This is a genomic window from Peptoniphilus harei (assembly GCF_900454685.1).
Lineage (GTDB): Bacteria > Bacillota > Clostridia > Tissierellales > Peptoniphilaceae > Peptoniphilus_A > Peptoniphilus_A harei.
This window is the reverse complement of record NZ_UATM01000032.1, coordinates 972,483-995,027: the sequence shown is the minus strand read 5'-3', so window position 1 is coordinate 995,027 and position 22,545 is coordinate 972,483. Positions and strand designations below refer to the sequence as shown.

Here is a 22,545-nt window from a genome sequence, read left to right as displayed (position 1 = left end):
TATTTGTCAAGAAAAATTTTAATTTTCTTTTTTATTTTTTATTTAATTACTTTGAACAATTTTAAAATCTATGTCGATATCTCCACCTTCAGTGGAACTTGCTGAAAACTTATAATCAACTTTGTCTTTTTTTATTGGAGCAGAAGTCTCTCCATCTTTTCCTGCTTCAACAATTACAGGATAATCTCCATCAATTTTAATTTCTACTGGATATTCACCCTTGTTTTTTATCCAAAAATTCACTTCACTTCCATTGGACTTTTCTAAAGAGCGTTCTTGTTGGAAAGCAGAACCTTTTTGACTTCCATTTTCAACAATATATTCTTCATTAGATTTTTTGTCATCTTCTTTTTTTTGATTGATATTTTCTGCAGTTTCTTTTTTATTTTCTTCTTCTACACCGTTAGTCTTTTTTGCACATGCTGATAAACTTATCAAAGCTAAAAAAACAGCAATAACAGTTAAAAATTTTTTCTTCATTTTAAACCTCCAAATCTTAATTTACAAAAAATGCCACAAAAAATACTTCGTGGCATTAAAAAACAGATATAGCAATTTTAAATTATAAGATTCTTGGAACTATTAAAATTAATCTCTTTGAACAATTCTATAATCTATATTTATGTCTCCACCTTGAGGACAACTAGCTGTAAACTTATAATCTTTACTAAATCTTCCGACTGAAGTTGATGTATAGCCTTGTCCTCCTGCTTTTACAGTAACAGCATTTCCACCATTAATTTTTATAACAACAGGGTACCTGCCATCATTTCTTATCCAAAAGTTTACTTTACTTCCATTCCCTTTCGTCAATTGACAATATTTTTCATACTCAATTCCTCTGTAAGAGCCTGTAGTAATAACCATGCTATAAGGAATGATTTCTTTATCTTCCTTATCAGTATACTCTATGATTTGTTCTCTATATTGATTATTAACTGTATCAGAATTTTTTGCAAATGAAGGAACTGTAAGTAAAACACAACCTAATACAATTGTTGGAACTATAGATTTCTTCATTTTATCCTCCTAAAAATATATCTGTTTTTAAACAAATTATATAAATAATTTATTTATTACCTGTAAAAATATTGTGATGTTTTTGTAAATTTTAAATTTATTTTATTCATTTCTTCTAGAAATTACATAAACTATAAAGCAAGTTATCAAGAAGACGCCGATTACAAAAATATACTTGTAAATTAAATCTGAAATTACTATGCCAGTTGTAAAATACCTGTAGACATCAAAGGCTCCCATAATAACTAGTAAGATAAATAAATTTCTAAGTTGATGATTTCCCATTTTTATCTCCTCTTAGAATTTAAAACTTGGAGCCATAGATCTTTTGTGAGCAGAATTCTTGTGCATCCTGTCGATTTTTTCTTTGATTTCTTTTTCTGGAACTTTTTCTCCCCTGATATAGGAATCGAGAACGTCATAAGTGAAGCCCATTTCATCTTCATCAGTTTGTCCCACCCAAAGGCCTGCTGATGGCTTTTTATTTATTATAAAATCGGGAAGTCCAAGTTCCTTTGCCACTTCAAAGATATCTGTCTTTAAAATATTTACTATTGGCATAAGGTCTGCACCAGAGTCCCCATACTTTGTTGAGTAACCTAGATACCACTCGCTGGCATTTGATGGACCAAGCACTAAGTAACCAAGATCTTGGGCATAATAATAAAGTGTGGTCATCCTAAGTCTAGGCTTGATGTTTGACCTTGCCATCCTATTGTCTGATGTGAAGGAGGCATCCATTAATTCTTCAAAAGTTTTTGTCAAATCAATTGTCTTTGTCTCAAGACCAAGAGCCTCAGCAACTTTTAGGGCATCTTCCCTGTCCTTGTCGATGCTGTCGCAAGGCATAATTAATCCAAGAGAATTGTCTGGAAAAACTCTTTTGGCAATAGCAGCAACCACTGCTGAGTCAATTCCACCTGACAAACCAAAGATAAAGCCCTTGACTCCAACTTCTTTTGCATAATCTTCTACCCACTTAACTAAGTCTTCTGTTAATTTTTTATAATCCATAATTTCTCCTAAATTTAATAAATAATTTTTCCATCAATAGTTGGAAGTTCAATCTCTTCCAAGTCTTCTTTTTCAAAATTTGCAGATGTAATATCCCTGATCTTATCAAGAATAGACTTGTCCTCACCAATATCAATTGTCACTTCAACCTTATCTGTGTAATTTTCCTCTATGATTTTATAATTTTCATTTGCTAACAAGTTCACGATAGCACCGTGGAAGGTGTAGTCGTAAATAATTTTTGTCCTGGTAAAATTTTTTCTCTCACACCTCTTGGCCTCATCTAGGGCTTTTACGACTCCTTCTGTGTAGGCACGAACAAGGCCACCTGCTCCCAGCTTAGTCCCACCAAAGTAGCGGGTTACAATGACAAGGACATTTCTCATTTCTTCTTTTTTTAAAACTTCAAGCATAGGGATACCTGCTGTTCCTGATGGCTCTCCATCATCAGAATACCTCTGTGTCAGTCCATCTTCGCCAATTATATAGGCGTGGCAGTTGTGGGTTGCCGACCTGTGTTCTTCCTTGATTCTACCTAAAATTTCTAAGGCCTCTTCTTCACTTTTTACAAAATATGCGTGACCAATAAAAATTGATTTTTTTATTTCAATTTCTGCCTTCCCATCTTTTAAAATTGTCTTATACATTTACAACATAATCCTTTACTTTTTCGTATTCTCTTTCTTCAAGCTTGAGGTCTAAATAAATTCCATCATCTTCATAGATAGGTTTTGCATCAAACTTTTCTACTAGTTTGTAGAGGAGGTCTGTGTCGTCGTAGGCAAATTTTAATTTCACATCAAAATATTTTTCATCAAGATTGTCCTCAATTATTTTTAAGAGGGAGTCCATATTTTCATCCTTAAGAGCAGAAATATAAACCTTCTTGTCTGGCATAACTCTAAGAGGTAAGTTGATGTCATAGAGGTCAACCCTGTCCACCTTGTTAAATACAGTGATTATATTTTTGTCTAGGACCTCAATATCCTTTAAGATTGTCATAGTTGTATTGTATTGAATCTCTAGGTCTTCACTTGATGCGTCAATTACGTGGAGGATTAGGTCCGAATACTTAATTTCTTCAAGGGTAGACTTAAAGGCCTCGACAATTTTTGTTGGAAGCTTAGAAACAAAACCAACTGTATCAGAAATTATAAACTCACGACCAGAAAGAAGTCTAGCCTTTCTTGAAGATGGGTCAAGGGTTTCGAAAAGCATATTTTTTACAGAAACTTCTCCCGACTCTTCTTCCTTGAGCCTGTTTAAAATCGTAGACTTACCTGCGTTTGTATAACCAACTAAGGACACAATAGGGATATTAGAGTCAATCCTTCTCTCCCTTGTGGTGTCTCTAGTCTTCTTGGCTTTTTCAAGCTTCTCCTTAATCTTATCGATTTCTCTTTTTAACCTTCTCCTATCGGTCTCAATTATTTGCTCACCTGGTCCCCTGGTACCAATTCCACCACCAGTTCTTGACCAACCATCAATTCCCAAAAGTCTTGGAAGTTGATACTCAAGTCTTGCCAGTTCAACTTGGAGCTTGGCCTCATAAGTAGTGGCACGAAGGCCAAAAATATCTAAGATCAAGTTTGTCCTATCGATTACCTTCTTCTTGATTCTCTTCTCCAAGTTCCTTACCTGGATACCAGAAAGCTCATCGTTAAAGACAACGGCATCAACTTCTAGGAGCTCAATCATTTCTTTGATCTCGTCGACCTTACCAGATCCAATTAGATACTTGGGGTTAAATTTATAAATATTTTGAGTTACCTCGCCCACAACTTCAGCCCCGTCTGCATAGACAAGCTCACTAAGCTCCTGCATAGAAGTTTCAAGACTGTGAGGATAGGCCCCAAGATTTGTTCCAACAGTTATAACTCTCTCTAATTTTTTATTTGAATTTAAATTCTCTAAATAAACATTATCCATAGCTACATTATACTACATCCCTCACAGTTTCAAAAACCATCTAATAGTATTTAGCTTGTTAAAATGTTATAATTGTACAAAGGAGAAAGTATGGAAAACTTAAGAGAATTAAAAAATAATTTTAAAAATTTAAATAAAAATCAAAAAATAAAAATTGGACTCTTGGTCTTGCTTTTGATTTTTGTTTTACTTATTTCATTTTTTTCTGCTCTCATAGTTTCAATAATTTCAAAAACTCCTGCCACAGACTTAAATAATTTGAGCTCATCTTTTAACCAGAGCTCCTATATTTATTCCAAGGAAGGAAATTTAATTGAAAAAATTGAATCTCTTGAGTACAGAAGTCTTATTGACATTACAGATATTCCTGAAGACATAAAAAATTCCTTTGTTGCCATAGAGGACCACAGGTTCTACAAGCACAAGGGCCTTGACCCCATTGGGATTGCATCATCTATTGCTGCAAATATAAAATCAAGGTCTCTCTTGCGTGGTGGATCAACAATAACTCAGCAATTAGTTCGCTCAGTTTATCTCACAAACCAAAAAACTCTTGGGAGAAAAATTCAAGAGGCCTACCTTTCACTTCGAGTTGAAGATGCCTTGACTAAGGATGAGATCCTTGAAGCCTATCTTAATAGAATTAATCTTGGCCAAGGTGCCTATGGGATTGAAGCTGCAGCCCAAACTTATTTTTCAAAGTCTGCTGTTGATTTAAACATTGCAGAAGCTGCTCTTCTTGCATCAATACCAAAGTCACCAACAAATTATTCACCCTTTAAGTCAGTCCCTCCTGAGTACTTGGAAGATGACTTCAGGGTCATCGGGACTCGTGAGATTGACGGCAAGGACCTCTACATGGTTTTAAACGACGATGCCTTCAAGAGGCAAAAAACTGTCTTAATGAGGATGCACGAGCTTGGTTATATTGACGACACTGAGTATGAAAAGGCAAAAAATTTTGACATTGTGTCTGACCTAAACCCAAAAAATTTTAAAAACCACACCATGTCCACTTACTCCACAGACTACATAAAAAAAGAAGCTTCAAGATACCTATCTGACTTCTACAAGATAAGTCTAGAGGAAGGAGAACACAAACTCTTCACAGGTGGTTACAAGGTTTACTCCACAATTGATGAAGAAATCCAAAAGGACTTGGAAGACAAGTATGAGGGCTTCCAAAAGCTCCTCTTAAATTATTCGTCAGCTGGTGGAGCAAGGATGCTAAACTTAAACTTCGATGAGTGGAAAAATATTATTTTTGGCGACGAAGTATTATACTTTGCAAGGGAAAATATCCTAGACGACAAGCTAAACCTTATTATTCCAAAGTCCCTTTACAGTATCTCATCTCATGGCGACTTGAAGATAAAGAGTCTCTACTTCAAGGACACTGGTCAAAAAATTGACATCATAGATGCCTATGAACTTGGCGACGATAAAATTTTAAGGACCTATGAACTTGGAGGCCTAAAAATCGAAGAAGGGGCTGGAGAATTAAAGAATAATTATTTGATTATTGACGGAGATTATTTAAAGGATTTTCCAGATTTTTATAAAATCGAAAATGAAAACTTAATTATTTCAAATAAGTACTTTGATTACAAGGAAGACCCAGTAGTCCAACCACAATCTGCCATGATTGCAGTTAACAATGAAACTGGTTTTGTAGAAGGGATTATTGGTGGCCTTGATGTCAGGACAAAGAACGCAAAGATTTTAAATCGTGCAACAGATTCCTTTAGACAGCCTGGCTCTGCTCTTACACCCTTTAGTGTTTATCTTCCGGCCCTTGAATCTGGTAAAACTCTTGGAGATGTCTACGACGACGTGCCAATGACTGTTGATGGAAACTTTTGGCCAGCAAATTATTATAACTCCTTCAAGGGACTAATGACCCTTCGCAAGTCTATGGAAGCATCATCAAATGTAATACCTGCAAAAATATTACAAGAGCTTGGCAAGGACAAGGCCATGGATGTCTTAAAGAAGTTCGATGTAATTGATGAAGAAAATAAGGACTACTTCATCTCACATGTCGACAACAAAAATAAAAATGACGAAAATCTTGAATCCCTAGCTCTTGGCAATATGCAGGTAGGCCTTCGCTTATCTGACTTATCAAAGATGTACCAAACTATTGCCAACCAAGGAGTCTACAAAGAAGAAACTGGTATATTAAAAATTGAAGACCCAAGTGGCAACATAATTATTGACAACTCCAATAAAAATAAGAGGCTCTTCGACGAGAAATCGTCCTACCTCTTGAGAGATATCTTTATTGGAAATGCTAAAAATGGAAATGCCAAGGGAGCAAAAATAAATTCTTCAGAAACTGGAGCCTACTTGGGACAAAATAAGACTAATTCAGATTATTTTGTAAATGCCTTTAATGAGTCCCACACAGTTTCCTTTTGGCTAGGAGCAGACACACCAAAGATTTCTCTTGCAGCCAATAGTCAAGATGCCCTAAATCTCTTTAACAGGATGTCAAAAAATATTGGCCAGGAAGAAAAGTTTGAAGAAGACCCTTCCTACATTGTATCGAGAAAAATTTCATCAAAGAGTGGAAAACTTGCAACTAAGCTTTCTAATTATGCTGGCGCTTCATACACAGAAAAATTTATTTCTGGAACTGAGCCAAAGGAAAATGACGACTTATTTAAAAAATATTTAATATGTAAGGACTCAGGCAAGCTTGCCAACCAATTCTGTCCAAGTGAGTCAGTCCTCTACACAGTTCTCTTTGAGAGAAAGGAAGGCTACGATGCCAAAGACCACTATGGAATCTACCCTGAGGACTACATGACTATTCCTAAGTCTTATTGCAATATCCACACCAGGGAATGGTATAATGAAAATATGGATGAGGATGAATCTAATGACAACGAGACTTCAAAGAAAAAAGATAAGGATTCAAAAAAATCTTTAAATAAAACAAAATCTTCTGGCAAGAAGAAAAAAATAAATTAATTAGGAGGAAGTATGAAAAAATTATCTAGTTTAATAAAATTTATTGCCTTTATAAAGATGATTAAACCAAAAAGAAAATTGAGAAGAAGGAAGAGGAGACTCAAGAGATTCCTTGCCCTCTTAAATCCAAAAAGAGCTGGCAAGGTTGCCTACCACGCTGGCAAGATAAGAATGAGAAACGAAGTAAAGAGATTATTTTATTGATAAGTTAAAAAATTTTGATTTTCAAAAGTTTTTTCAAGAAACTAAAGAACTTGTAATTTAAATTTTCAAAGAATACTTTTACAAGCAAGTAAAAAGATAGCCTGTCTTTTGTGACAAGCTATCTTTTTTTGTCTTATTTTATTTTTCCATCCAGTCTTTATTTTTTTCTTTTAAAACATTTAGAAACTTGTCATTTAAAACTGAAATGGTCACATCAAGATCGTGATCTTCTAAAAAGTCTCTAATAGTATAAACAGCAACTTCTGCCGCTTCTTCAAGTGGATAACCATAAATCCCTGAAGATAGAAGTGGGAAGACAAGAGATTTAAAATCATTTTCAACTGCCAAGTCAAGTGCAGACTTGTAGGCTTTTTGTAAAACTTCTTTCTCTCCTTGTTTTCCATCAAAATAAATTGGTCCCACAGCGTGGATAATATTTTTTGCCCTTAGCTTATATCCCTTTGTCACAACAGCTTGGCCAGGCTCTATTGGGGCAAGTCTTTTACATTCTTCTTCTAATTCTTTGTCATCTGCACGAGAAAAGATTTGTCCGCAAACTCCTCCGCCAGGTCTAAGCTCTTTATTTGCAGCATTAACTATTGCATCAACGTCGTAGTCTAAAATATCTTTCTTTTCAATTTGAAAAGTCATAGCAGCCCCCTTTCTTTATCTTACCTAAACTATATACCACATTAAAAGATTTTTAAAGTAGTTAAAAAAACTTTTTCATCTTTCTAAAATTTTTCATTTAAAACATTCCAATAAAAAAAGGCCAGCAGAGCCAGCCTAAAAAATTTAATTATTTACATTTTTTAAATATTTATTTATTGTTAGTCTTCTCATTACAAAAACAATTACTGCCAAGAAGACTATGCCTATTGGAAGTGTGAGGTTTGGCTTGTCAAGTATACCTGATACTAGAAAGGCCAAGAAGGATGCAACACCAACGCTAATTGCATAGGGCAACTGACTTGACACGTGGGCTATGTGGTCGCAACCTGCTCCTGCTGATGACAAAATTGTTGTATCAGAAATTGGTGAACAGTGGTCTCCAAATACTGAGCCTGAGAAGATTGCAGCAAGAATAATTGACAAGAAGTGCATGTGGTCTGTGTGCATTAGGATTGGCACCATAATTGGAATTAAAATACCAAAAGTTCCCCAAGCAGTTCCTGTTGAGAAGGACAAGAAGGCACCTACTACAAAGATTATTGCAGGCAGCATCCACATTGGCATAGTTGAATTAGCTATAAGTGATGCAATATAAGATCCTGTATTTAGGAATTCATCACTTGTGATTCCACCAATTGTCCATGCAAGAGATAGGATAACAATAGCAGAAACCATTGTCTTCATACCTTCCACTATCCCCTTCATAAAGTCATCAAACTTTAAAAGTTTTCTTGGAATATAAAGGATAAAAGAAACAACAATTGCAAAGAAGGCTCCAATTACAAGAGACAAGTTTACATTTGCATCTCCAAAGGCTGCTCCAGCTCCAACTCCTTCAGAGAAGAAACCTCCAGTCTTTAACATCATCATTATTGTTACAAAAATTAAGACTACAATTGGAAGGACAAGGTCGAAAACTCTTCCGTTTTTTGAATATTCATAACCCACATCTTCTTTTTCAACTATTTTTGACGTGTCATTTAATTCATACTTCTCCATAACTCCCATTTCTATGTCAGTTGTTGAAAAATATAAAATCATAAGAAGGGTCATAAGAGGATAAACATTCATAGGGATTGTTGATAGGAAGACGCTCATTGGGTTTGCAACCCCTGTATCTCCAATAACGGCAACAACTGATGCCGCCCAAGATGAAACTGGTGCCAGGATACAAACTGGAGCTGCACAAGAGTCTATAATGTGGGCAAGCTTGGCCCTAGATACCTTGTTCTCATCAGTTATTGGTTTCATAACTGCTCCAACTGTAAGACAGTTAAAGTAGTCGTCAATAAAAATTATAATTCCCAAGAAGGCTGTGGCAAGTTTTGCCATCTTCTTGCTCTTAATCTTCTTACTTGCCCACTTACCATAGGCAAAAGATCCACCTGCCATGTTCATTACCATGACCAAGGATCCAAGCATAGCCAAGAAAACCAGCATAAGGGCATTGTCCCCAAGCTTGGTCCCCATTAGTGTAAAAACTGTTTCTAAGGCGGCAATAATATTTCCACCTGTAAAGATAAGTCCTCCAGCTATAATTCCAATTAACAGAGAAGTTATTACTTCCTTTGTTATAAGTGCCAGGGCAATGGCAACAATTGGAGGAACTATCGATAAAAATCCAAATTCCATTTTTTCTCCTTTTCTATTTACTCTCTTCCTCTCTCTTATTTTCCCTATAAGTATCCATTACTTCAGAAAAAATATCAGAGCTTGATACTGGTGTGTAGGTGATAGCGTTAGCTCCTGCTTCGATTGTCTCAATAATATGCTCATCGGTGTGACCGCCTGTAGCTATTATTGGAAACTCATCTCCAAGTAGCTTTCTTGTATATCTTACTAGTTCTGCAGTGTTTTTTCCACCTGCAATATTTAAAACTCTGGCACCAGCTGCAACCTTACCCTCTATATCGTCATACCTTGAAATAACAGTAGCTATAACTGCAATGTCAAGAGCCTTGGATATCATACTAATATTTTCATTAGTCATAGGGGCATTTACGACAACTCCAGTTGCTCCCATTAGCTCAGCTTGAAGACCAATGTTAACTGACCTAAGTCCTGAAGTTGTACCTCCACCAATTCCTACAAAGACTGGCATTGACGCAACTTCCATTATAGCAGATACAATTTTAAGTTGAGGTGTAAAGGGATAGACAGACATAACTGCCTGGGCGTTATTGTTTACGATAATAGGTATATCATTAGTAAATATAAGAGACTTTATCCTCTTTCCCATAAAGTTTATCCCACTTGCTCTGTAAATTACTTCAGGTACAGAAACTTGTCTCCTCCTGAGTTCTGTTTCAATTGATGGAACAAACTTCTTTTTCTTTTCTGAGTTATTAAAGTTTTCCATTTTTACCTCCAAGTATTAAATATTCGTTAATATTCATTTAATAAAATTTTCCTCCACTTGTCAATAATATTAAGAAGAATAAATATTAAAAACTGTGTTATACTTTCCTTAAGGAATGATGAAAGAGGTGGAAAAATGCCTGTCAACTTAAAAAGATTTGGATTTGAATTTGAAAATTGTAATAAGAAGGTCCCCTATACAATCGAACACGAAAAAAAGCCCCTGGACCTGACAAGAGAAATGACAAAAAATTTGGAATACCTTCTTTGGTATGTTCCCAATATAAATTCAGCCCAGTCACAAGAAAATGAGCTCACATCTTCTCTTAATTTTGAAAATTTTGTCTTTGGAATAATAAAAAATTATATGAATTTAGAGAACAAGGACGTGGCCTTCCTAGAATATATAGACCATGACATAGTAAAGTTTTACGACAAAAAGATTTGTCCCCACTCTCAAAAAATTATTTTGACAAAGTCAGAAGGCGAATCGAAAACAGATTGTCTCTTGAGACACATAAGAAACTCCTTGGCCCATGGCAACTTCAACATTGTTGAAGACATGTTAGTTGGTTTCGACTACAAGTATGGGCCTGGCGGAGAAGAAATCTGTACGGGAATCTTTAAAATCTTTCCCAAAAACCTTTTGAGAGGCCTATCAAGCCTAGACGAAGAAGTAACAGCAGAAGGCTTGGCACAAATTGCCCTCCAAAGGACTGGATACCAGCTAGAACGCTTTAAGAATGAAGACAAGGACACTTCCTTCGACTTTTATGTAAAGAAGGGTTCTAAGAGGTATGCGCTGGAAATTAAAAAGTACAGGAACACAGAAGTCTTGTCAGAAAAAGAAGTGCAGAAACTCTTGGACAAGTTCTCAGGCTTGTATGACAAGATAATTCCCGTTCTTTTTATCAACACATCCTTCTTGAAAAAAGAAACTAAGGAGAAGTTAAAGAAGGAAAGAGTGATTATCTTGGACATCAAAAATATTTTAAAAATGTTAGATGGAAGAGACATCTTGGGCGAGATCGAAGCCTATTGATTGTTTTAAATTTTTTAGATTTTTATAGCTTATAAATAAATTTTTACAATAAAAAAAGGATGCCATGTATGCATCCTCAGTATTAAAATATAAAACCCTCTTGCTAAGAATATCCTAGGTCAAAAATTGTGTAGATTTCAAATTGAAAAACTTCGTCTAAAATCGCATTGTTTGAGCGAAGCGAGTTTGCGATTTTAGAAGTTTGAGATTTAGAAATCACCAATTTTTGTAATGAGATATTCTGGCATGAGGGGTTTTTTATTGAGAATAGTCACTTCAACTAGGCATCCTTATTTTAATGTCACATAAATTGTCACAAGTATTCCTATAAAATTTGCAATATAAAACTTTCTCTCGCGAGTCTTGTGATGAAAAAATTCCATTCCAGCAAGTCCACCAAGACCTGCAACAAGTGAAAATGTAATAAGGGTCTTCTCACTTATCCTCCACATCTTGTGCTTGGCTTTGAACTTGTCCAGGCCATAGAGAATAAAATTTATTAAGTTCAAAATTATAAGTATATAAATATTTTCCAAATTAAATCATCCTCAATTTATAAACTACAAATTATAATATCACAAATTGATGATGAAATTTAAAAATTATTAAAATAGTCTTCACTCCATCATTTCAAATTTAGCAGCACCAGTTTCAAATTTTTCATTTTTTAGTCTTTCAATTAAGTTGTCAAAGTCTTCTTGGCTCTTCTTATAATCATCTACTTCTTTCCCATACTTGATTTTCAAAGCTTCATTGGCAAGGTCCTTATCAATGGAACCAAAGTATAGGTCTTCTCCTGTATACCTAACTTCTTCTGCATCAGTTAAGATAAGGAGGATTACCCCATATATAAATCCTGCCTTTGCAGCCTCGTCTTGACTTATGTCAGACTCTCCACTTAGTTTTATTTCTAAAATTTGGTTTTTTACTTTATAAGCTTCAAGCTTATAGGGTCTCCAGTCAATCTTTCCAACTAACATCTCCAGACCTCTTTCATTTGACAAATCTGTCTTCATAGAATAGAGAGATTTGTTCCCGCATCCAGTGAGTAAAAGCATAAGACCTGCAAAAGCTAATAAAATTTTAAAATATTTTTTCATAATCCACCTCTCCCATCTCTTTATTGCTTTACTTAATTATACTCCTTATTTACTTAATCTACAAAAACTAAAATATAAATTTAAGCATAAAAAATCTGCCAAGTTTCCCTGGCAGATAAGAATTTTTATTTTAAAATACTGAAACGTAAGAATCTTTTTTATCTAGTATAAGCATATGACCTGGTGCGTGAGTGATCATGATTTCAGGTTTAGATGCCATAGCTACTGCTTGAGGTGTTACACCGCAAGCCCAGAATACTGGCACTTCTCCTTCTTTAATTTCACTTCTTTCACCAAAGTCTGGCTTGTCAACATCTTTAATTCCAATAACAGATGGATCGCCAATGTGGATTGGAGCTCCGTGAGTTGCTGGGAATCTTGCAGTTACAGTTGTGGCCTTAACAATATCCTTGTAAGGAATTGGCCTCATAGATACAACTGTGTTTCCATGGAAAACTCCTGCTGGTTCTGTTGCTATGTTAGTAATATACATTGGAACGTTGTGTTCGTCTTCAATGTGTCTTACAGGCACGTCTGCTTCTAGCATGGCTTTTTCAAAAGAGAAGGAACATCCAATAACAAATGTAACAAAGTCATCTTGCCACACGTCTTTTAGGTCCTTAACTTCTTCAACAAATTCGCCATTTTTATAAATCCTATATCTTGGCACGTCTGTCCTTATGTCTGCTCCGTCAGCCATTATTTTTGTAAGAGGGCTTCCTTCGTCTAGAACTTCAAGGATTGGACAAGGTTTTGGGTTTCTTTGAGCAAATAGTAGAAAGTCATAGGCATATTTCTTTGGAAGGATTGCAAGGTTTGCTTGTAGGTAGCCTTCACTCATGCCAGAAGTTGGAAGGTCAACTTCTCCCTTTCTAATAAGTTCTCTTACATCTCTTGGGTGTAATTTACCTAGTTCACTTAATTTCATATTACAGACTCCTTCTTAATTGTTTCGAAGTTTTTCTTGTAATCAACTGTTGCCTTTTGTGCTTCTTCGATAGTAACTTTTTGGAATAAAATTTTATCTAGGAAGGACATGTTAGCAAGCTTGTGAAGGTCTGGTGTAATTACGTTAGCAATCTTTGTGTAACCACCAGTAGTTTGCCTATCTGCTACAAGAATAATTGGTTGACCATTAGCAGGCACTTGGATTGAACCAAAGTTAGTTCCGTCAGAAATAATATCTGCAGTTTCCTTGTGTTCAATAGCAGTTCCTTTTAATCTAATTCCCATCCTGTCAAAGTCCTTAGTCACTTGGTAGCCACCTGATTTAAATAAGTCGTGGATTCCCTTTTCTGTGAAGTAGTCATCTTGAGGTCCAAGAACAACTCTTAGAACATTACAGTGGTTAAACTTAGGAAGATACTTTTCAGGTATTCTTCTCATTGTCTTGTCTTTAGATTTTTTAATCTTTAATGTATCCTTAGGTTTTAAAGCTCTTCCGTCAATACCACCCATTTTTGTCTTCATGTGAGTTGACTTAGAACCATTAACTACAGGCACATCTATAGATCCACCAAAGGCAAGATAGCCCCTGACACCTTCATTGGCCTTTCCAAATTGTAAAGTATCGCCAGCCTTAACCTTTATAGTTTCAAACATAGGTGCAGGCTCACCATTTATTTTTGGGTTCATATCAGAACCTGTGATTGCAAGTGTAAGCTCTTCGTTAAACTTAAGAGTTGGTCCAAAATATGTCATTTCAAGGACAGCTTCATCAAGTTTATTTCCAACTAAGATATTGGCAAGTCTGTAGTTGTAATCATCCATGACACCGGATGTAGGAATACCTAATTCTTGGTAGCCATATCTACCAGCATCTTGAATTGTTGTTAGAATTCCACCGTTAATTACATCGATACTACTCATGAAGATCACCCCTCTTTACCTTCTTAATTGAAACCTTGTAGGTATCTTTTTCCACTTCTTCTTTAATTCTGTCATATTCTTTTTGATCAATTGGGACATATCTAATGTAGTCACCAGCTTGGATGAATACAGGTGGTTCCTTAGTATCATCAAAAAGTTTAAGTGGAGTTCTTCCTATTAATTGCCATCCTCCTGGAGATTCAAGTGGGTACATACCAGTTTGATTTGCTGCAATACCAACTGAACCAGCTTCTATCTTTAATCTTGGGCTCTTTAGTCTTGGAGTTGCAATTCTCTCATCAAGTCCACCAAGATAAGTAAAACCTGGGATAAATCCCATCATATAAACTAAATAATCTGTGCCAGAGTGAATCTTTATGACGTCGTCTTTAGATAAATTTGCGTGCTCAGCTACAAAGTCAATATCTGGACCATATTCGCCACCATAAATTGTTGGGATTTCAATAAGTCTAACTTCGTCACTTTGCTCACCTGAGTCAGCTTTGCTAAGTCCCTTTAAGGTATCAACCATTTCGCCATAGGAAATCTTTACTGGGTCATAATTAATTAATATAGACCTGTAAGTTGGCAAAATGTCTAAGATCCCGTCAATATTTTTCTTTTTTAAACTTTCTACAACTGCGGCAATTCTGGCGTTTATTTCTTTTTCAATAGTGTCGCCAAATTCCATTACTATGGCAGAGTCGCCAGCAGTTAGAAATTTTATTTTATCATACATTTTTTACTCCTATACTTATGTGAAATTATCTTTAATTAACCAAATAGTTTTCCAACGTTTGCTATTATAGTTTGAATACCCATAAAAGCAGTTACTGCTACTACAATCCAACCTAAGATGAAAAGCACATTAGAGTGAACATAGTCACCAACAATTGACTTTTTCTTAGATGCAAGTAGGATTACTGCAAGTGTAACTGGAAGGATTAGTCCGTTAAGTGTACCAACTACTACAAGTAGAGTTTGTGGTTGTCCAATAAAGATAAACATAATTGTAGAGATTACGATAAAGGCAATTGTAACCATGTTTTCGTGATCAGCTACGAATTTAAATAAAGTTTTTAGGAAAGATACTGAAGTATATGCTGCACCTACTACAGAAGTAAAGGCTGCTGCTGCAAATACAAAACCAAATATCTTATAACCAACAACACCTGAAGCTGCTAAGAAAGAAGAAGCTGCAATGTTGTCAGGATCAATTTGTGCATTAGCCATCTTAGTAACACCTAAGATTGCAAGGAATAATAAAACCCTTACTACAAAAGCTACACCAATACCTAGTGATGCAGATTTATTTACTTGGTCAAGATTTTCTTCTCCAGTGATACCAGCATCAATAAGTCTGTGTCCACCTGAGAATATAATGTAACCACCAACAGTACCACCAATAAGTGTAAGTGTTGGAGAAACAATGCTGTTAAATCCACCAACTGGGTTTACCGATGCTTTAAGAGCTTCACCAACAGGTGGTTGTGTCTTAATTGCTACAAAAGCAATTAGGATAATCATAAGGGCACCTAATACTTGAGTTACCCTATCCATAATTGAAGATGCTGATTTTGATGAGAATAAAATAATACCAATTACGCCACCAATAGCTGCACCAATTTTTACATCTATTCCAAAGATAACATTAAGTCCAAGTCCAGCTCCACCAACATTACCTATGTTAAATGCCAAGCCACCTAGTGCAACTAGAAAAGCTATAAAGTATCCAAGTCCAGGTAATACATTGTTGGCAATGTCTTGTCCTCTCATCTTAGAAACTGCTATTACTCTCCACACGTTAAGTTGTGCAATATAAGAAAATATAATCGAAATTAAAATTACTGCTGCAAAGTCTGCTCCAATATTTGTAGTGAATGTTGCAGTTTGCGTCATAAATCCTGGTCCTACGGCAGATGTTGCCATTAGGAAGGCTGCCCCTAAAAGAACAGACCAATTACCTTTGTTTTTACTCATTTTATCCTCCTTATTATAAGAAACTAATTAAAGGTTTTATTTCTATACCTTCAGCCTTAAGTCCTTCACGAATATTTTTTACGAATTCAAGAGCTTCTGGATTGTCGCCATGAACACAAATTGAATCTGCTACTATATCGATTTCTTTACCATTTGCAGTTACAACTTTATTTTCTTTGATCATCTTTACAACTCTTGGTATTGCTTCCTTTGGATCCTTAACAAAAGCTCCTGGTAGAGATCTGTTAACTAAAGTTCCGTCTTCGTTGTATCCCCTATCAGCGAAAACTTCTTGTGCAACTCTAAGTCCTCTTCTCTTACCTTCTTTAGCTATGTATGAGCCACTAAGAACCATTAGGATTAGGTCTTTGTCAAATTCTTCAACTGCGTCTAAAACTGCATTTGCAAGAGCTTCATCGTTACAAGCTGTGTTGTAGAATGCTCCATGAAGCTTCATGTGTTGAAGTTTTTTGCCGTGAGCCTTAGCAAAAGCTGAAAGAGCTCCAACTTGATAAAGCATATAAGCTCTAGCTTCTTCAGGTTTTACAGCCATTTTTCTTCTACCAAATCCCATTAAGTCTGGATAACCTGGGTGAGCGCCAATTTCTACGCCATTATCAGCCGCTGCCTTACAAGTAGCATCCATGATAAGTGGATCGCCTGCGTGATAACCACAAGCACAGTTAATACTAGTAACGTATTTTACTATCTCTTCGTCCATTCCCATTTTGTAGGCACCGAAGGATTCTCCAATGTCACTATTTAAATCTACAAAGTATTGCATCTATTTCCTCCTTTTGTCAAATAAATCATTGCAATAACGTATTTAAATTATAATCTAAATTTCATTAATATGCAAACATTGTCTTTTGAAAAAAACTTAATATATTAAAAAATATTTGTAAACAAAAAAGGGGCCCAAGCCCCTTATTATATGAGTTTATCAAGTTTTTCAATAATATGTTTTTTGTATTCTATAAATTTTTTATCCTCGAAAAAGTTTTCATGAAAATCTTCTCTGATTTGTATTTCTTCAATTATTGTTCCAGGATTTTTCCCCATAATATAAATTCTATCAGAAAGTTTTACTGCTTCTTCTATGTCGTGAGTTATAAAAATTGTAGAAATTCCAATTTCATTAATAATATTTTTATACCACTTGTGAATAGAAGCCTTAGTTATTGCATCAAGGGCAGAAAAGGGTTCATCAAGAAGGGCCACTTCATTGGAAAAGACATAGGTCCTTAGAAGGGCTGCACGTTGTGCCATTCCACCAGAAAGTTGTGATGGAAATTTTTCTTGCCAGCCTCCTAGGCCAAAGTCTTTAAAGAGTCCATAAACTTCTTCTCTTGCTTCTTTCTTCTTTTTGCCACGAAGAATTAAAGGAAGTGAAACATTGTCTATAATCGTCATATAGGGTAGGAGCATGTCCTTTTGAAGCATGTAAGATATATTACCTGCCTTGCCTGTGACATCTTCTCCCTTTAGATAGACCTTGCCCCTATCTGGTTCCAAGAGTCCAGCAATAATATTGAAGAGGGTTGTCTTTCCGCTGCCTGATACTCCCACAAGAGAAACTAATTCTCCCTTATTTAATTTTATGTCGATGTCCTTTAAGACCAAGTTGTCGTTAAAGGACTTGTCAACATTTTCTACTCTTAAAATTTCTAATTTTTCACTCATTTTAATTTTTCTGGATTTACAAAATCGTCAGTGAATCCAAAATCCTTTGGAATTTCCTTGTCGATTAGTTTGTTTTCCCATAGCCATTGGTAGAAATTGTTCCATCTATCTGGATCAATTTGTCCAAAGTACTTAGCGTCGTCTTGGTACTTGTCAGCAAGATATTCCATTCCCTTTTCCACAAAGTCCTTGTCAAGTTCTGGATTTATCTTAACTAAAATTTCTGCCGCTTCCTTAGGATTTTCTGCTGCATATTCATAACCCTTTACAAAGGCACGCATAAATCTCTTTGCCACATCTTCTTTATTTTCTAAGAAGTCGTTGTTTGCAATAAGGATTGGTGTGTAGTAGTCAAACACTGGACTGATATCTCTAAAGGCAAAGTAGTTAATTGGCACATTTTCCTTTGCTGCAAGAACCCCATCAACTTGGAAGAAAACCCAAACTGAATCGATTTTGCCACTAATAGCTTGGACTGCATTTACAACATTTTCTGGAAGAAGCTCAACCTTAGAGAAGTCTCCTCCATCATCTGTTATTACTTGTCTTAATATTGCTTGCTCAATTGGAAGTCCCCAAGTTGCATAATTGTGTCCTTCCATGTCCTTTGGTCTTTCTATTCCAGTTTCCTTCATAGAAATAATTCCTGAAGTATTGTGGTTTATTATTGCTGCAAGAGCTGTTACTGGAAGTGGTTCGTCACTGGCAAAAGCTGGTGCAATTGTATCTTGATAAGATACACCAAAGTCAGCCTTACCTGATGCAACTAATGATTCAGCACCATTTGCTGGTGGTTGATTTACTTCTACTTCTATGCCTTCTTCTTCAAAGAAGCCCTTGTCCATAGCAACATAAAGACCTGCGTGGTTTACATTTGGTTCCCAGTCAAGTAAAAAGCTTACCTTTTCTTTTGGAAGATCCTTGCCCTCTCCTGCCTTTGCATCATCTTTCTTGCCACATCCTGTTAGGAAAAGTCCAACAAGGATTAAAATTAATAGTTTTCTTAAATTTTTCATTTTGCCTCCGTCCACGGCATTGTCTTTCTTTGGATAAAGCTAACTAACTTCATTAAGATTAGAGAAATTGCCGAAATTAAAAATATAACTGCAAACATTTTGTCAAAGGAGTAGTTCTTTTGAACTCTTATCATATATACTCCCAGTCCTTTGTAGCCACCTAGCCACTCGGCAATAACTGCGCCTACTACTGAATAGGAAACAGCTATCTTAAAGGCAGCAAAAAAGTTTGTAAGACTTTCTGGAAATTTAATATACTTATAAATTTCATACTTGCCTGCCCCCATAGCCTTAAGAAGCTTTGTCTTGTCTGGATCTACTTGCTTAAAGGCTTCTAAGAGTGAAACTGCAATTGGGAAAAAAGTTCCAATTACAATTAATGTAATTTTAGGCATTACACCATAACCCATCCAAAGGACAAGTAGGGGTGCAATTGCAACTGTGGGAACAGTTTGGCTAATTACTAAAATTGGATAAAAAGCAGAATAAAGTGTGTCTGATAAATCCATTAATAGTGCCACAATAAAACCCAGGGTCACACCAACAGATAAACCTAAAAAGGCTTCTGTCAAGGTTGTCCACATGTGGGATGAAATTGTTGGAAAGTCATTTACAAAGGCCTTGACAACATCAAGGGGCTTGGGCAGCATAAAGGCCGATACCCCTCCATAAGTTGTCGCCAAGTGCCAAAGGACTAAAATAATTACTATCAAAGAAGCTGCTGAGATATTATCCTTGATACTTGCCTGTTTTTTCTTCAATTGTCAATATTCCTTTCTCAGAATAAAAAGTCTTGGAATAACAAGCCACTTGTTCTGAAATTTCTCCTGCTAACTTCACACAGTTTTTTAAGATTTCAAAGGCCTTGTCAAAGTCGTCTAACTCTATAACTGTTTCAAAGGGAGTGACTACATAATCAACTTCTTCGCTTTGAATATATTCTATTACCTTGTCAACTACTTGGACCACAGATTCTGTAGTTCCTTCAGCAGTAGTTGGTAGGATTTGTATTGCTACTGATATTTTCATCTTAACCTCCTTATAAAATTTTCCAATAAAAAAAGCCTCTACAAATAGAGGCAGCCTTCCCTAGACAGCATTACCTGTCCCGGTTCAAAGGGTTTAAGGATAAACCTAATCTCAGCATGCGCTCCCCTGATAATTTAATTATAAGCATAAGTTTTTTTTATTACAAGAAGTATAGAAAAATAAAAAAACTAGGTCACTTGGACCTAGCTCTTATTCAATAACTTTTAATTTTTCTTCTATTGGTTTTTTATCCTTTGGGTCTGGTTCTTCTTCGATTTTTCCAAAGGGCATTTGTGCCACAAGCTCCCAATGGTCTGGAAGGTCATAATCTTCTTTAACCCACTCATCAATTACTGGATTGTAGTGTTGGTTGCTTGCTCCAATTCCTTCATCCCTTAGGGCTTGCCAAAGATTAAGTTGAAGCATAGCAGCTGAATGGTGACCCCAAGTTTCAAAATAATCTTTATATGAAGGAATATTTATCTCTTGATCCCAAATTTCATTCATGTCTATAAAAATTAGGGCTGTTCCCTTGGCATGATAAAAGCCATGGAACTTTTCTTCATTTATAGAATTGTCAAAAGTTTCATTGACTCTTGTCCAAAAGTCTTTAGACTTGTCATCGAAGAGCAAGACAATCCTAGTTGTCTCTGCATTCATGTGTGATGGAGTTATGTTCATGACGTCTTCCACAAGATATTTTATTTCTTCATTTGTAAGGTCCACATCTTCTGACAAGTTGTAGTAGGACCTTCTCTTTTTAATTATTTCTATATAATCTTTCATAGTTCACCTCACAAGATTTTTTCCTTTCATCTTAGTAAGATATTACCCCAAAAAATTTTATTCTAACCTACCACCCTTGGTGTAGAGGTTGTAGTAGTAGGACTTTTCTTCCATTAATTCCTTGTGGGTACCTCTTTCGATTATTCCATCTTTAGTCATTACGAGAATTAGGTCTGCGTTTTGAACTGTTGTAAGTCTGTGGGCAATCGTCAAAGTTGTCCTTCCCTTTGATAATTTTTCAATAGAATCTTGAACAACAACTTCAGACTTGTTGTCTAGGGCAGAAGTTGCTTCGTCTAGGATTAAAATTGGTGGATTCTTTAAGAAAACTCTGGCAATAGAAATTCTTTGCTTTTGTCCTCCAGAAAGTTTCACTCCACGTTCTCCCACATAGGTGTCAAAACCATCTGGTAGGTTTTTTATAAAGTCGTAGGCTCCTGCAAGTTTGGCAGCTTTTATGACTTCATGATCACTTGCTCCCTCCTTGCCATAGGCAATGTTGTCTCTAACTGAACCAGAGAATAAATATACATCTTGTTGGACTATTCCAATGTTTTCTCTAAGCGATTTAAGCTGAACATCTCTTACATCAAGACCATCCACCTTAACTGATCCCTTGTCAACGTCGTAAAATCTTGGTATCAAGTTACAAATTGTGGTTTTACCTGCACCACTTGGTCCAACGATGGCAAGCTTTTGTCCAGGAGAAATGTTAACAGAAAAATCTTCCAAGACTTTTTCTTCGCCCTGACCATAAGAGAAGTCTACATGGTCAAAGGTAATTTCTCCCCTAAGACTTTTTATCTCTATGGCATCTTTCTTGTCCTTGATGTCAGCTTCTATTGCCATAATTTCTGAAAATCTTTCAATACCTGTCATTCCCTTTTGGAATTGCTCCGTAAATTCAATAATTCTTCTAACAGTTGCAAGAAGGGATTGAACGTACATTACATAGACAATTAAATCTTCTGGTCCAATTTCACCCTTCATTAGGAAGTAACCACCAGAAATTATTAAGATAAGATACATCAAACCATCAAAAATCCTATTGACTGTGTTAAAGCCAGCCATGGACCTGTAGTAGGTCTTCTTTATTCCCAAGAACTTGTTGTTCTCATGGGTAAACTTTTCCTTCTCAAGGTCTTCTTTTGCAAAGGACTTTACAACTCTTATTCCAAGAAGGGAATCTTCAATAGCAGAGTTTAAATTACCAACGTGGACTCTTTGGTCCTTTTGGGCCTTACGCATCTTGTTCCTAAAGTGACCTGAGAAGTAAATCATAAGTGGAATCATGATATAAATTAAAAGAGTCATCTTTACGTTGAAGTTTAAAAGAATAATTAGGGAAATAATTATCTTTATGGTCCCAATAAAATATTCCTCCGGGCAGTGGTGGGCAAATTCTGTTATGTCAAAGAGGTCATTGGTAATCCTCGACATAATGACCCCAACCTTAGTTTCATTGTAAAAAGTATCCGAAAGAGTTTGAAGATGGGCATAGAGGTCCCTCCTCATGTCTGTTTCTATCTTTGCCCCCATGATGTGGCCAATGGATGTCATAAAGTATTGGGCCACAACTTCTATTGCCTTGATTCCTACATATATAAGGGCCAACTTCATAACAAAGTCAAAGCTCATAGAAGCTAAATCATTAACTCCCTTATTTGTTAAGGCCCTAAGAATAAGTGGCAGGATCATTTCACTTGCAGTTGTTAGACCTGCACAAAATAAATCTAGAAAAAGTGTGAACCTATACTTATAAAAATATGGAGCAACTTTTTTTATTAAATTTTTATTTTTCATTTTTCCTCCTTTATATAAAATTCATTATTTTAATAATGTATCTTATATATAATAACACAAAAAT

25 protein-coding genes are annotated in these 22,545 nt (G+C 35.7%); 3 read left to right on the top strand and 22 right to left on the bottom strand.

Annotation, left to right across the window (positions count from 1 at the left end; genetic code table 11):
• Positions 1–42: 42 nt before the first annotated feature.
• The 6 genes from DRZ96_RS06135 to hflX form a co-directional block, all read right to left on the bottom strand.
• Positions 43–480, bottom strand: a complete 438-nt coding sequence (locus DRZ96_RS06135; protein ID WP_112889985.1) for a hypothetical protein — start codon at positions 478–480, stop codon at positions 43–45.
• A 108-nt stretch (positions 481–588) separates the two neighbouring features.
• The gene (locus DRZ96_RS06130) at positions 589–1,020 is read right to left on the bottom strand and encodes a hypothetical protein (RefSeq protein WP_070702515.1); all 432 of its coding nucleotides are present in this window, start codon (positions 1,018–1,020) and stop codon (positions 589–591) included.
• Between the two features lie 102 nt (positions 1,021–1,122).
• On the bottom strand, positions 1,123–1,305 hold the full coding sequence (locus DRZ96_RS06125) for a hypothetical protein (protein ID WP_112889984.1): 183 nt from the start codon (positions 1,303–1,305) through the stop codon (positions 1,123–1,125).
• A 12-nt stretch (positions 1,306–1,317) separates the two neighbouring features.
• Positions 1,318–2,034, bottom strand: coding sequence for an NAD(+) synthase (gene nadE, locus DRZ96_RS06120; RefSeq protein ID WP_112889983.1), 717 nt, complete (start codon positions 2,032–2,034; stop codon positions 1,318–1,320).
• A gap of 14 nt (positions 2,035–2,048) precedes the next feature.
• The gene (locus DRZ96_RS06115) at positions 2,049–2,681 is read right to left on the bottom strand and encodes a YigZ family protein (RefSeq protein WP_112889982.1); all 633 of its coding nucleotides are present in this window, start codon (positions 2,679–2,681) and stop codon (positions 2,049–2,051) included.
• Positions 2,674–3,963: a GTPase HflX gene (gene hflX / locus DRZ96_RS06110; RefSeq protein WP_112889981.1), complete on the bottom strand. Its 1,290-nt coding sequence runs from the start codon at positions 3,961–3,963 to the stop codon at positions 2,674–2,676. The genes DRZ96_RS06115 and hflX overlap by 8 nt, the downstream gene beginning before the upstream one ends.
• Before the next feature lie 90 nt (positions 3,964–4,053).
• Between hflX and DRZ96_RS06105 the strand changes: the two genes are divergently transcribed.
• Both DRZ96_RS06105 and DRZ96_RS06100 read left to right on the top strand, forming a co-directional pair.
• The gene (locus DRZ96_RS06105; protein WP_112889980.1) at positions 4,054–6,939 is read left to right on the top strand and encodes a transglycosylase domain-containing protein; all 2,886 of its coding nucleotides are present in this window, start codon (positions 4,054–4,056) and stop codon (positions 6,937–6,939) included.
• Positions 6,940–6,951: 12 nt separating this feature from the next.
• Positions 6,952–7,143, top strand: coding sequence for a hypothetical protein (locus DRZ96_RS06100; RefSeq protein ID WP_112889979.1), 192 nt, complete (start codon positions 6,952–6,954; stop codon positions 7,141–7,143).
• A 138-nt stretch (positions 7,144–7,281) separates the two neighbouring features.
• Here the strand turns inward: DRZ96_RS06100 and DRZ96_RS06095 are convergent, their stop codons facing one another.
• The 3 genes from DRZ96_RS06095 to DRZ96_RS06085 all read right to left on the bottom strand — a co-directional run bounded on the left by DRZ96_RS06095 (position 7,282) and on the right by DRZ96_RS06085 (position 10,174).
• Entirely contained in the window at positions 7,282–7,794 is a 513-nt protein-coding gene (locus DRZ96_RS06095; protein ID WP_112889978.1) for a macro domain-containing protein, read from the bottom strand.
• 144 nt (positions 7,795–7,938) lie between these two features.
• Positions 7,939–9,447, bottom strand: coding sequence for a Na+/H+ antiporter NhaC family protein (locus DRZ96_RS06090; RefSeq protein WP_112889977.1), 1,509 nt, complete (start codon positions 9,445–9,447; stop codon positions 7,939–7,941).
• A 13-nt stretch (positions 9,448–9,460) separates the two neighbouring features.
• The gene (locus DRZ96_RS06085; RefSeq protein ID WP_070702498.1) at positions 9,461–10,174 is read right to left on the bottom strand and encodes a hydrolase; all 714 of its coding nucleotides are present in this window, start codon (positions 10,172–10,174) and stop codon (positions 9,461–9,463) included.
• Positions 10,175–10,309: 135 nt separating this feature from the next.
• Here DRZ96_RS06085 and DRZ96_RS06080 point away from each other — a divergent pair, with 135 nt between their 5' ends.
• The gene (locus DRZ96_RS06080) at positions 10,310–11,215 is read left to right on the top strand and encodes a restriction endonuclease (RefSeq protein WP_112889976.1); all 906 of its coding nucleotides are present in this window, start codon (positions 10,310–10,312) and stop codon (positions 11,213–11,215) included.
• 290 nt (positions 11,216–11,505) lie between these two features.
• On the opposite strand, the gene DRZ96_RS06075 is transcribed toward DRZ96_RS06080, so the two are convergent.
• The 13 genes from DRZ96_RS06075 to DRZ96_RS06015 form a co-directional block, all read right to left on the bottom strand.
• The gene (locus tag DRZ96_RS06075) at positions 11,506–11,751 is read right to left on the bottom strand and encodes a DUF1294 domain-containing protein (protein ID WP_112889975.1); all 246 of its coding nucleotides are present in this window, start codon (positions 11,749–11,751) and stop codon (positions 11,506–11,508) included.
• Positions 11,752–11,832: 81 nt separating this feature from the next.
• Positions 11,833–12,315, bottom strand: coding sequence for a hypothetical protein (locus DRZ96_RS06070; RefSeq protein ID WP_112889974.1), 483 nt, complete (start codon positions 12,313–12,315; stop codon positions 11,833–11,835).
• A gap of 130 nt (positions 12,316–12,445) precedes the next feature.
• Positions 12,446–13,243 (bottom strand): putative hydro-lyase, encoded by a 798-nt coding sequence (locus DRZ96_RS06065; protein WP_112889973.1) that lies wholly within the window; start codon positions 13,241–13,243, stop codon positions 12,446–12,448.
• On the bottom strand, positions 13,240–14,184 hold the full coding sequence (locus tag DRZ96_RS06060; protein ID WP_112889972.1) for a 5-oxoprolinase subunit C family protein: 945 nt from the start codon (positions 14,182–14,184) through the stop codon (positions 13,240–13,242). Before DRZ96_RS06060 ends, DRZ96_RS06065 begins: the two co-directional genes overlap by 4 nt.
• The gene (gene pxpB, locus DRZ96_RS06055; RefSeq protein WP_112889971.1) at positions 14,177–14,923 is read right to left on the bottom strand and encodes a 5-oxoprolinase subunit PxpB; all 747 of its coding nucleotides are present in this window, start codon (positions 14,921–14,923) and stop codon (positions 14,177–14,179) included. The genes DRZ96_RS06060 and pxpB overlap by 8 nt, the downstream gene beginning before the upstream one ends.
• 35 nt (positions 14,924–14,958) lie before the next feature.
• The gene (locus tag DRZ96_RS06050; protein ID WP_112889970.1) at positions 14,959–16,164 is read right to left on the bottom strand and encodes an NRAMP family divalent metal transporter; all 1,206 of its coding nucleotides are present in this window, start codon (positions 16,162–16,164) and stop codon (positions 14,959–14,961) included.
• Between the two features lie 13 nt (positions 16,165–16,177).
• Positions 16,178–16,948: a LamB/YcsF family protein gene (locus DRZ96_RS06045; RefSeq protein WP_112889969.1), complete on the bottom strand. Its 771-nt coding sequence runs from the start codon at positions 16,946–16,948 to the stop codon at positions 16,178–16,180.
• 146 nt (positions 16,949–17,094) lie between these two features.
• Entirely contained in the window at positions 17,095–17,847 is a 753-nt protein-coding gene (locus DRZ96_RS06040) for an ABC transporter ATP-binding protein (protein ID WP_112889968.1), read from the bottom strand.
• Entirely contained in the window at positions 17,844–18,863 is a 1,020-nt protein-coding gene (locus tag DRZ96_RS06035) for an ABC transporter substrate-binding protein (protein WP_112889967.1), read from the bottom strand. The genes DRZ96_RS06040 and DRZ96_RS06035 overlap by 4 nt, the downstream gene beginning before the upstream one ends.
• Positions 18,860–19,624 carry an ABC transporter permease gene (locus DRZ96_RS06030; RefSeq protein ID WP_112889966.1) on the bottom strand — a complete coding sequence of 255 codons (765 nt, stop codon included), beginning with the start codon at positions 19,622–19,624 and terminating at the stop codon, positions 18,860–18,862. Before DRZ96_RS06030 ends, DRZ96_RS06035 begins: the two co-directional genes overlap by 4 nt.
• On the bottom strand, positions 19,593–19,892 hold the full coding sequence (locus DRZ96_RS06025) for a thiamine-binding protein (RefSeq protein WP_112889965.1): 300 nt from the start codon (positions 19,890–19,892) through the stop codon (positions 19,593–19,595). Before DRZ96_RS06025 ends, DRZ96_RS06030 begins: the two co-directional genes overlap by 32 nt.
• Positions 19,893–20,102: 210 nt before the next feature.
• The gene (locus tag DRZ96_RS06020; RefSeq protein ID WP_112889964.1) at positions 20,103–20,678 is read right to left on the bottom strand and encodes a nitroreductase family protein; all 576 of its coding nucleotides are present in this window, start codon (positions 20,676–20,678) and stop codon (positions 20,103–20,105) included.
• Between the two features lie 57 nt (positions 20,679–20,735).
• Positions 20,736–22,481 carry an ABC transporter ATP-binding protein gene (locus tag DRZ96_RS06015; RefSeq protein WP_112889963.1) on the bottom strand — a complete coding sequence of 582 codons (1,746 nt, stop codon included), beginning with the start codon at positions 22,479–22,481 and terminating at the stop codon, positions 20,736–20,738.
• Positions 22,482–22,545: the final 64 nt, after the last annotated feature.

What these genes read in the sequence shown, in the direction of transcription:
- DRZ96_RS06115 (WP_112889982.1), bottom strand. Translation starts at nt 2,681, where the DNA reads ATGTATAAGACAATTTTAAAAGATGGGAAGGCAGAAATTGAAATAAAA.
- DRZ96_RS06020 (WP_112889964.1), bottom strand. Translation starts at nt 20,678, where the DNA reads ATGAAAGATTATATAGAAATAATTAAAAAGAGAAGGTCCTACTACAAC.
- hflX (WP_112889981.1), bottom strand. Translation starts at nt 3,963, where the DNA reads ATGGATAATGTTTATTTAGAGAATTTAAATTCAAATAAAAAATTAGAG.
- DRZ96_RS06050 (WP_112889970.1), bottom strand. Translation starts at nt 16,164, where the DNA reads ATGAGTAAAAACAAAGGTAATTGGTCTGTTCTTTTAGGGGCAGCCTTC.
- DRZ96_RS06085 (WP_070702498.1), bottom strand. Translation starts at nt 10,174, where the DNA reads ATGGAAAACTTTAATAACTCAGAAAAGAAAAAGAAGTTTGTTCCATCA.
- DRZ96_RS06105 (WP_112889980.1), top strand. Translation starts at nt 4,054, where the DNA reads ATGGAAAACTTAAGAGAATTAAAAAATAATTTTAAAAATTTAAATAAA.
- DRZ96_RS06065 (WP_112889973.1), bottom strand. Translation starts at nt 13,243, where the DNA reads ATGAAATTAAGTGAACTAGGTAAATTACACCCAAGAGATGTAAGAGAA.
- DRZ96_RS06035 (WP_112889967.1), bottom strand. Translation starts at nt 18,863, where the DNA reads ATGAAAAATTTAAGAAAACTATTAATTTTAATCCTTGTTGGACTTTTC.
- DRZ96_RS06015 (WP_112889963.1), bottom strand. Translation starts at nt 22,481, where the DNA reads ATGAAAAATAAAAATTTAATAAAAAAAGTTGCTCCATATTTTTATAAG.
- pxpB (WP_112889971.1), bottom strand. Translation starts at nt 14,923, where the DNA reads ATGTATGATAAAATAAAATTTCTAACTGCTGGCGACTCTGCCATAGTA.
- DRZ96_RS06040 (WP_112889968.1), bottom strand. Translation starts at nt 17,847, where the DNA reads ATGAGTGAAAAATTAGAAATTTTAAGAGTAGAAAATGTTGACAAGTCC.
- DRZ96_RS06130 (WP_070702515.1), bottom strand. Translation starts at nt 1,020, where the DNA reads ATGAAGAAATCTATAGTTCCAACAATTGTATTAGGTTGTGTTTTACTT.
- DRZ96_RS06045 (WP_112889969.1), bottom strand. Translation starts at nt 16,948, where the DNA reads ATGCAATACTTTGTAGATTTAAATAGTGACATTGGAGAATCCTTCGGT.
- DRZ96_RS06135 (WP_112889985.1), bottom strand. Translation starts at nt 480, where the DNA reads ATGAAGAAAAAATTTTTAACTGTTATTGCTGTTTTTTTAGCTTTGATA.
- DRZ96_RS06090 (WP_112889977.1), bottom strand. Translation starts at nt 9,447, where the DNA reads ATGGAATTTGGATTTTTATCGATAGTTCCTCCAATTGTTGCCATTGCC.
- DRZ96_RS06025 (WP_112889965.1), bottom strand. Translation starts at nt 19,892, where the DNA reads ATGAAAATATCAGTAGCAATACAAATCCTACCAACTACTGCTGAAGGA.
- DRZ96_RS06095 (WP_112889978.1), bottom strand. Translation starts at nt 7,794, where the DNA reads ATGACTTTTCAAATTGAAAAGAAAGATATTTTAGACTACGACGTTGAT.
- DRZ96_RS06060 (WP_112889972.1), bottom strand. Translation starts at nt 14,184, where the DNA reads ATGAGTAGTATCGATGTAATTAACGGTGGAATTCTAACAACAATTCAA.
- nadE (WP_112889983.1), bottom strand. Translation starts at nt 2,034, where the DNA reads ATGGATTATAAAAAATTAACAGAAGACTTAGTTAAGTGGGTAGAAGAT.
- DRZ96_RS06080 (WP_112889976.1), top strand. Translation starts at nt 10,310, where the DNA reads ATGCCTGTCAACTTAAAAAGATTTGGATTTGAATTTGAAAATTGTAAT.
- DRZ96_RS06070 (WP_112889974.1), bottom strand. Translation starts at nt 12,315, where the DNA reads ATGAAAAAATATTTTAAAATTTTATTAGCTTTTGCAGGTCTTATGCTT.
- DRZ96_RS06125 (WP_112889984.1), bottom strand. Translation starts at nt 1,305, where the DNA reads ATGGGAAATCATCAACTTAGAAATTTATTTATCTTACTAGTTATTATG.
- DRZ96_RS06100 (WP_112889979.1), top strand. Translation starts at nt 6,952, where the DNA reads ATGAAAAAATTATCTAGTTTAATAAAATTTATTGCCTTTATAAAGATG.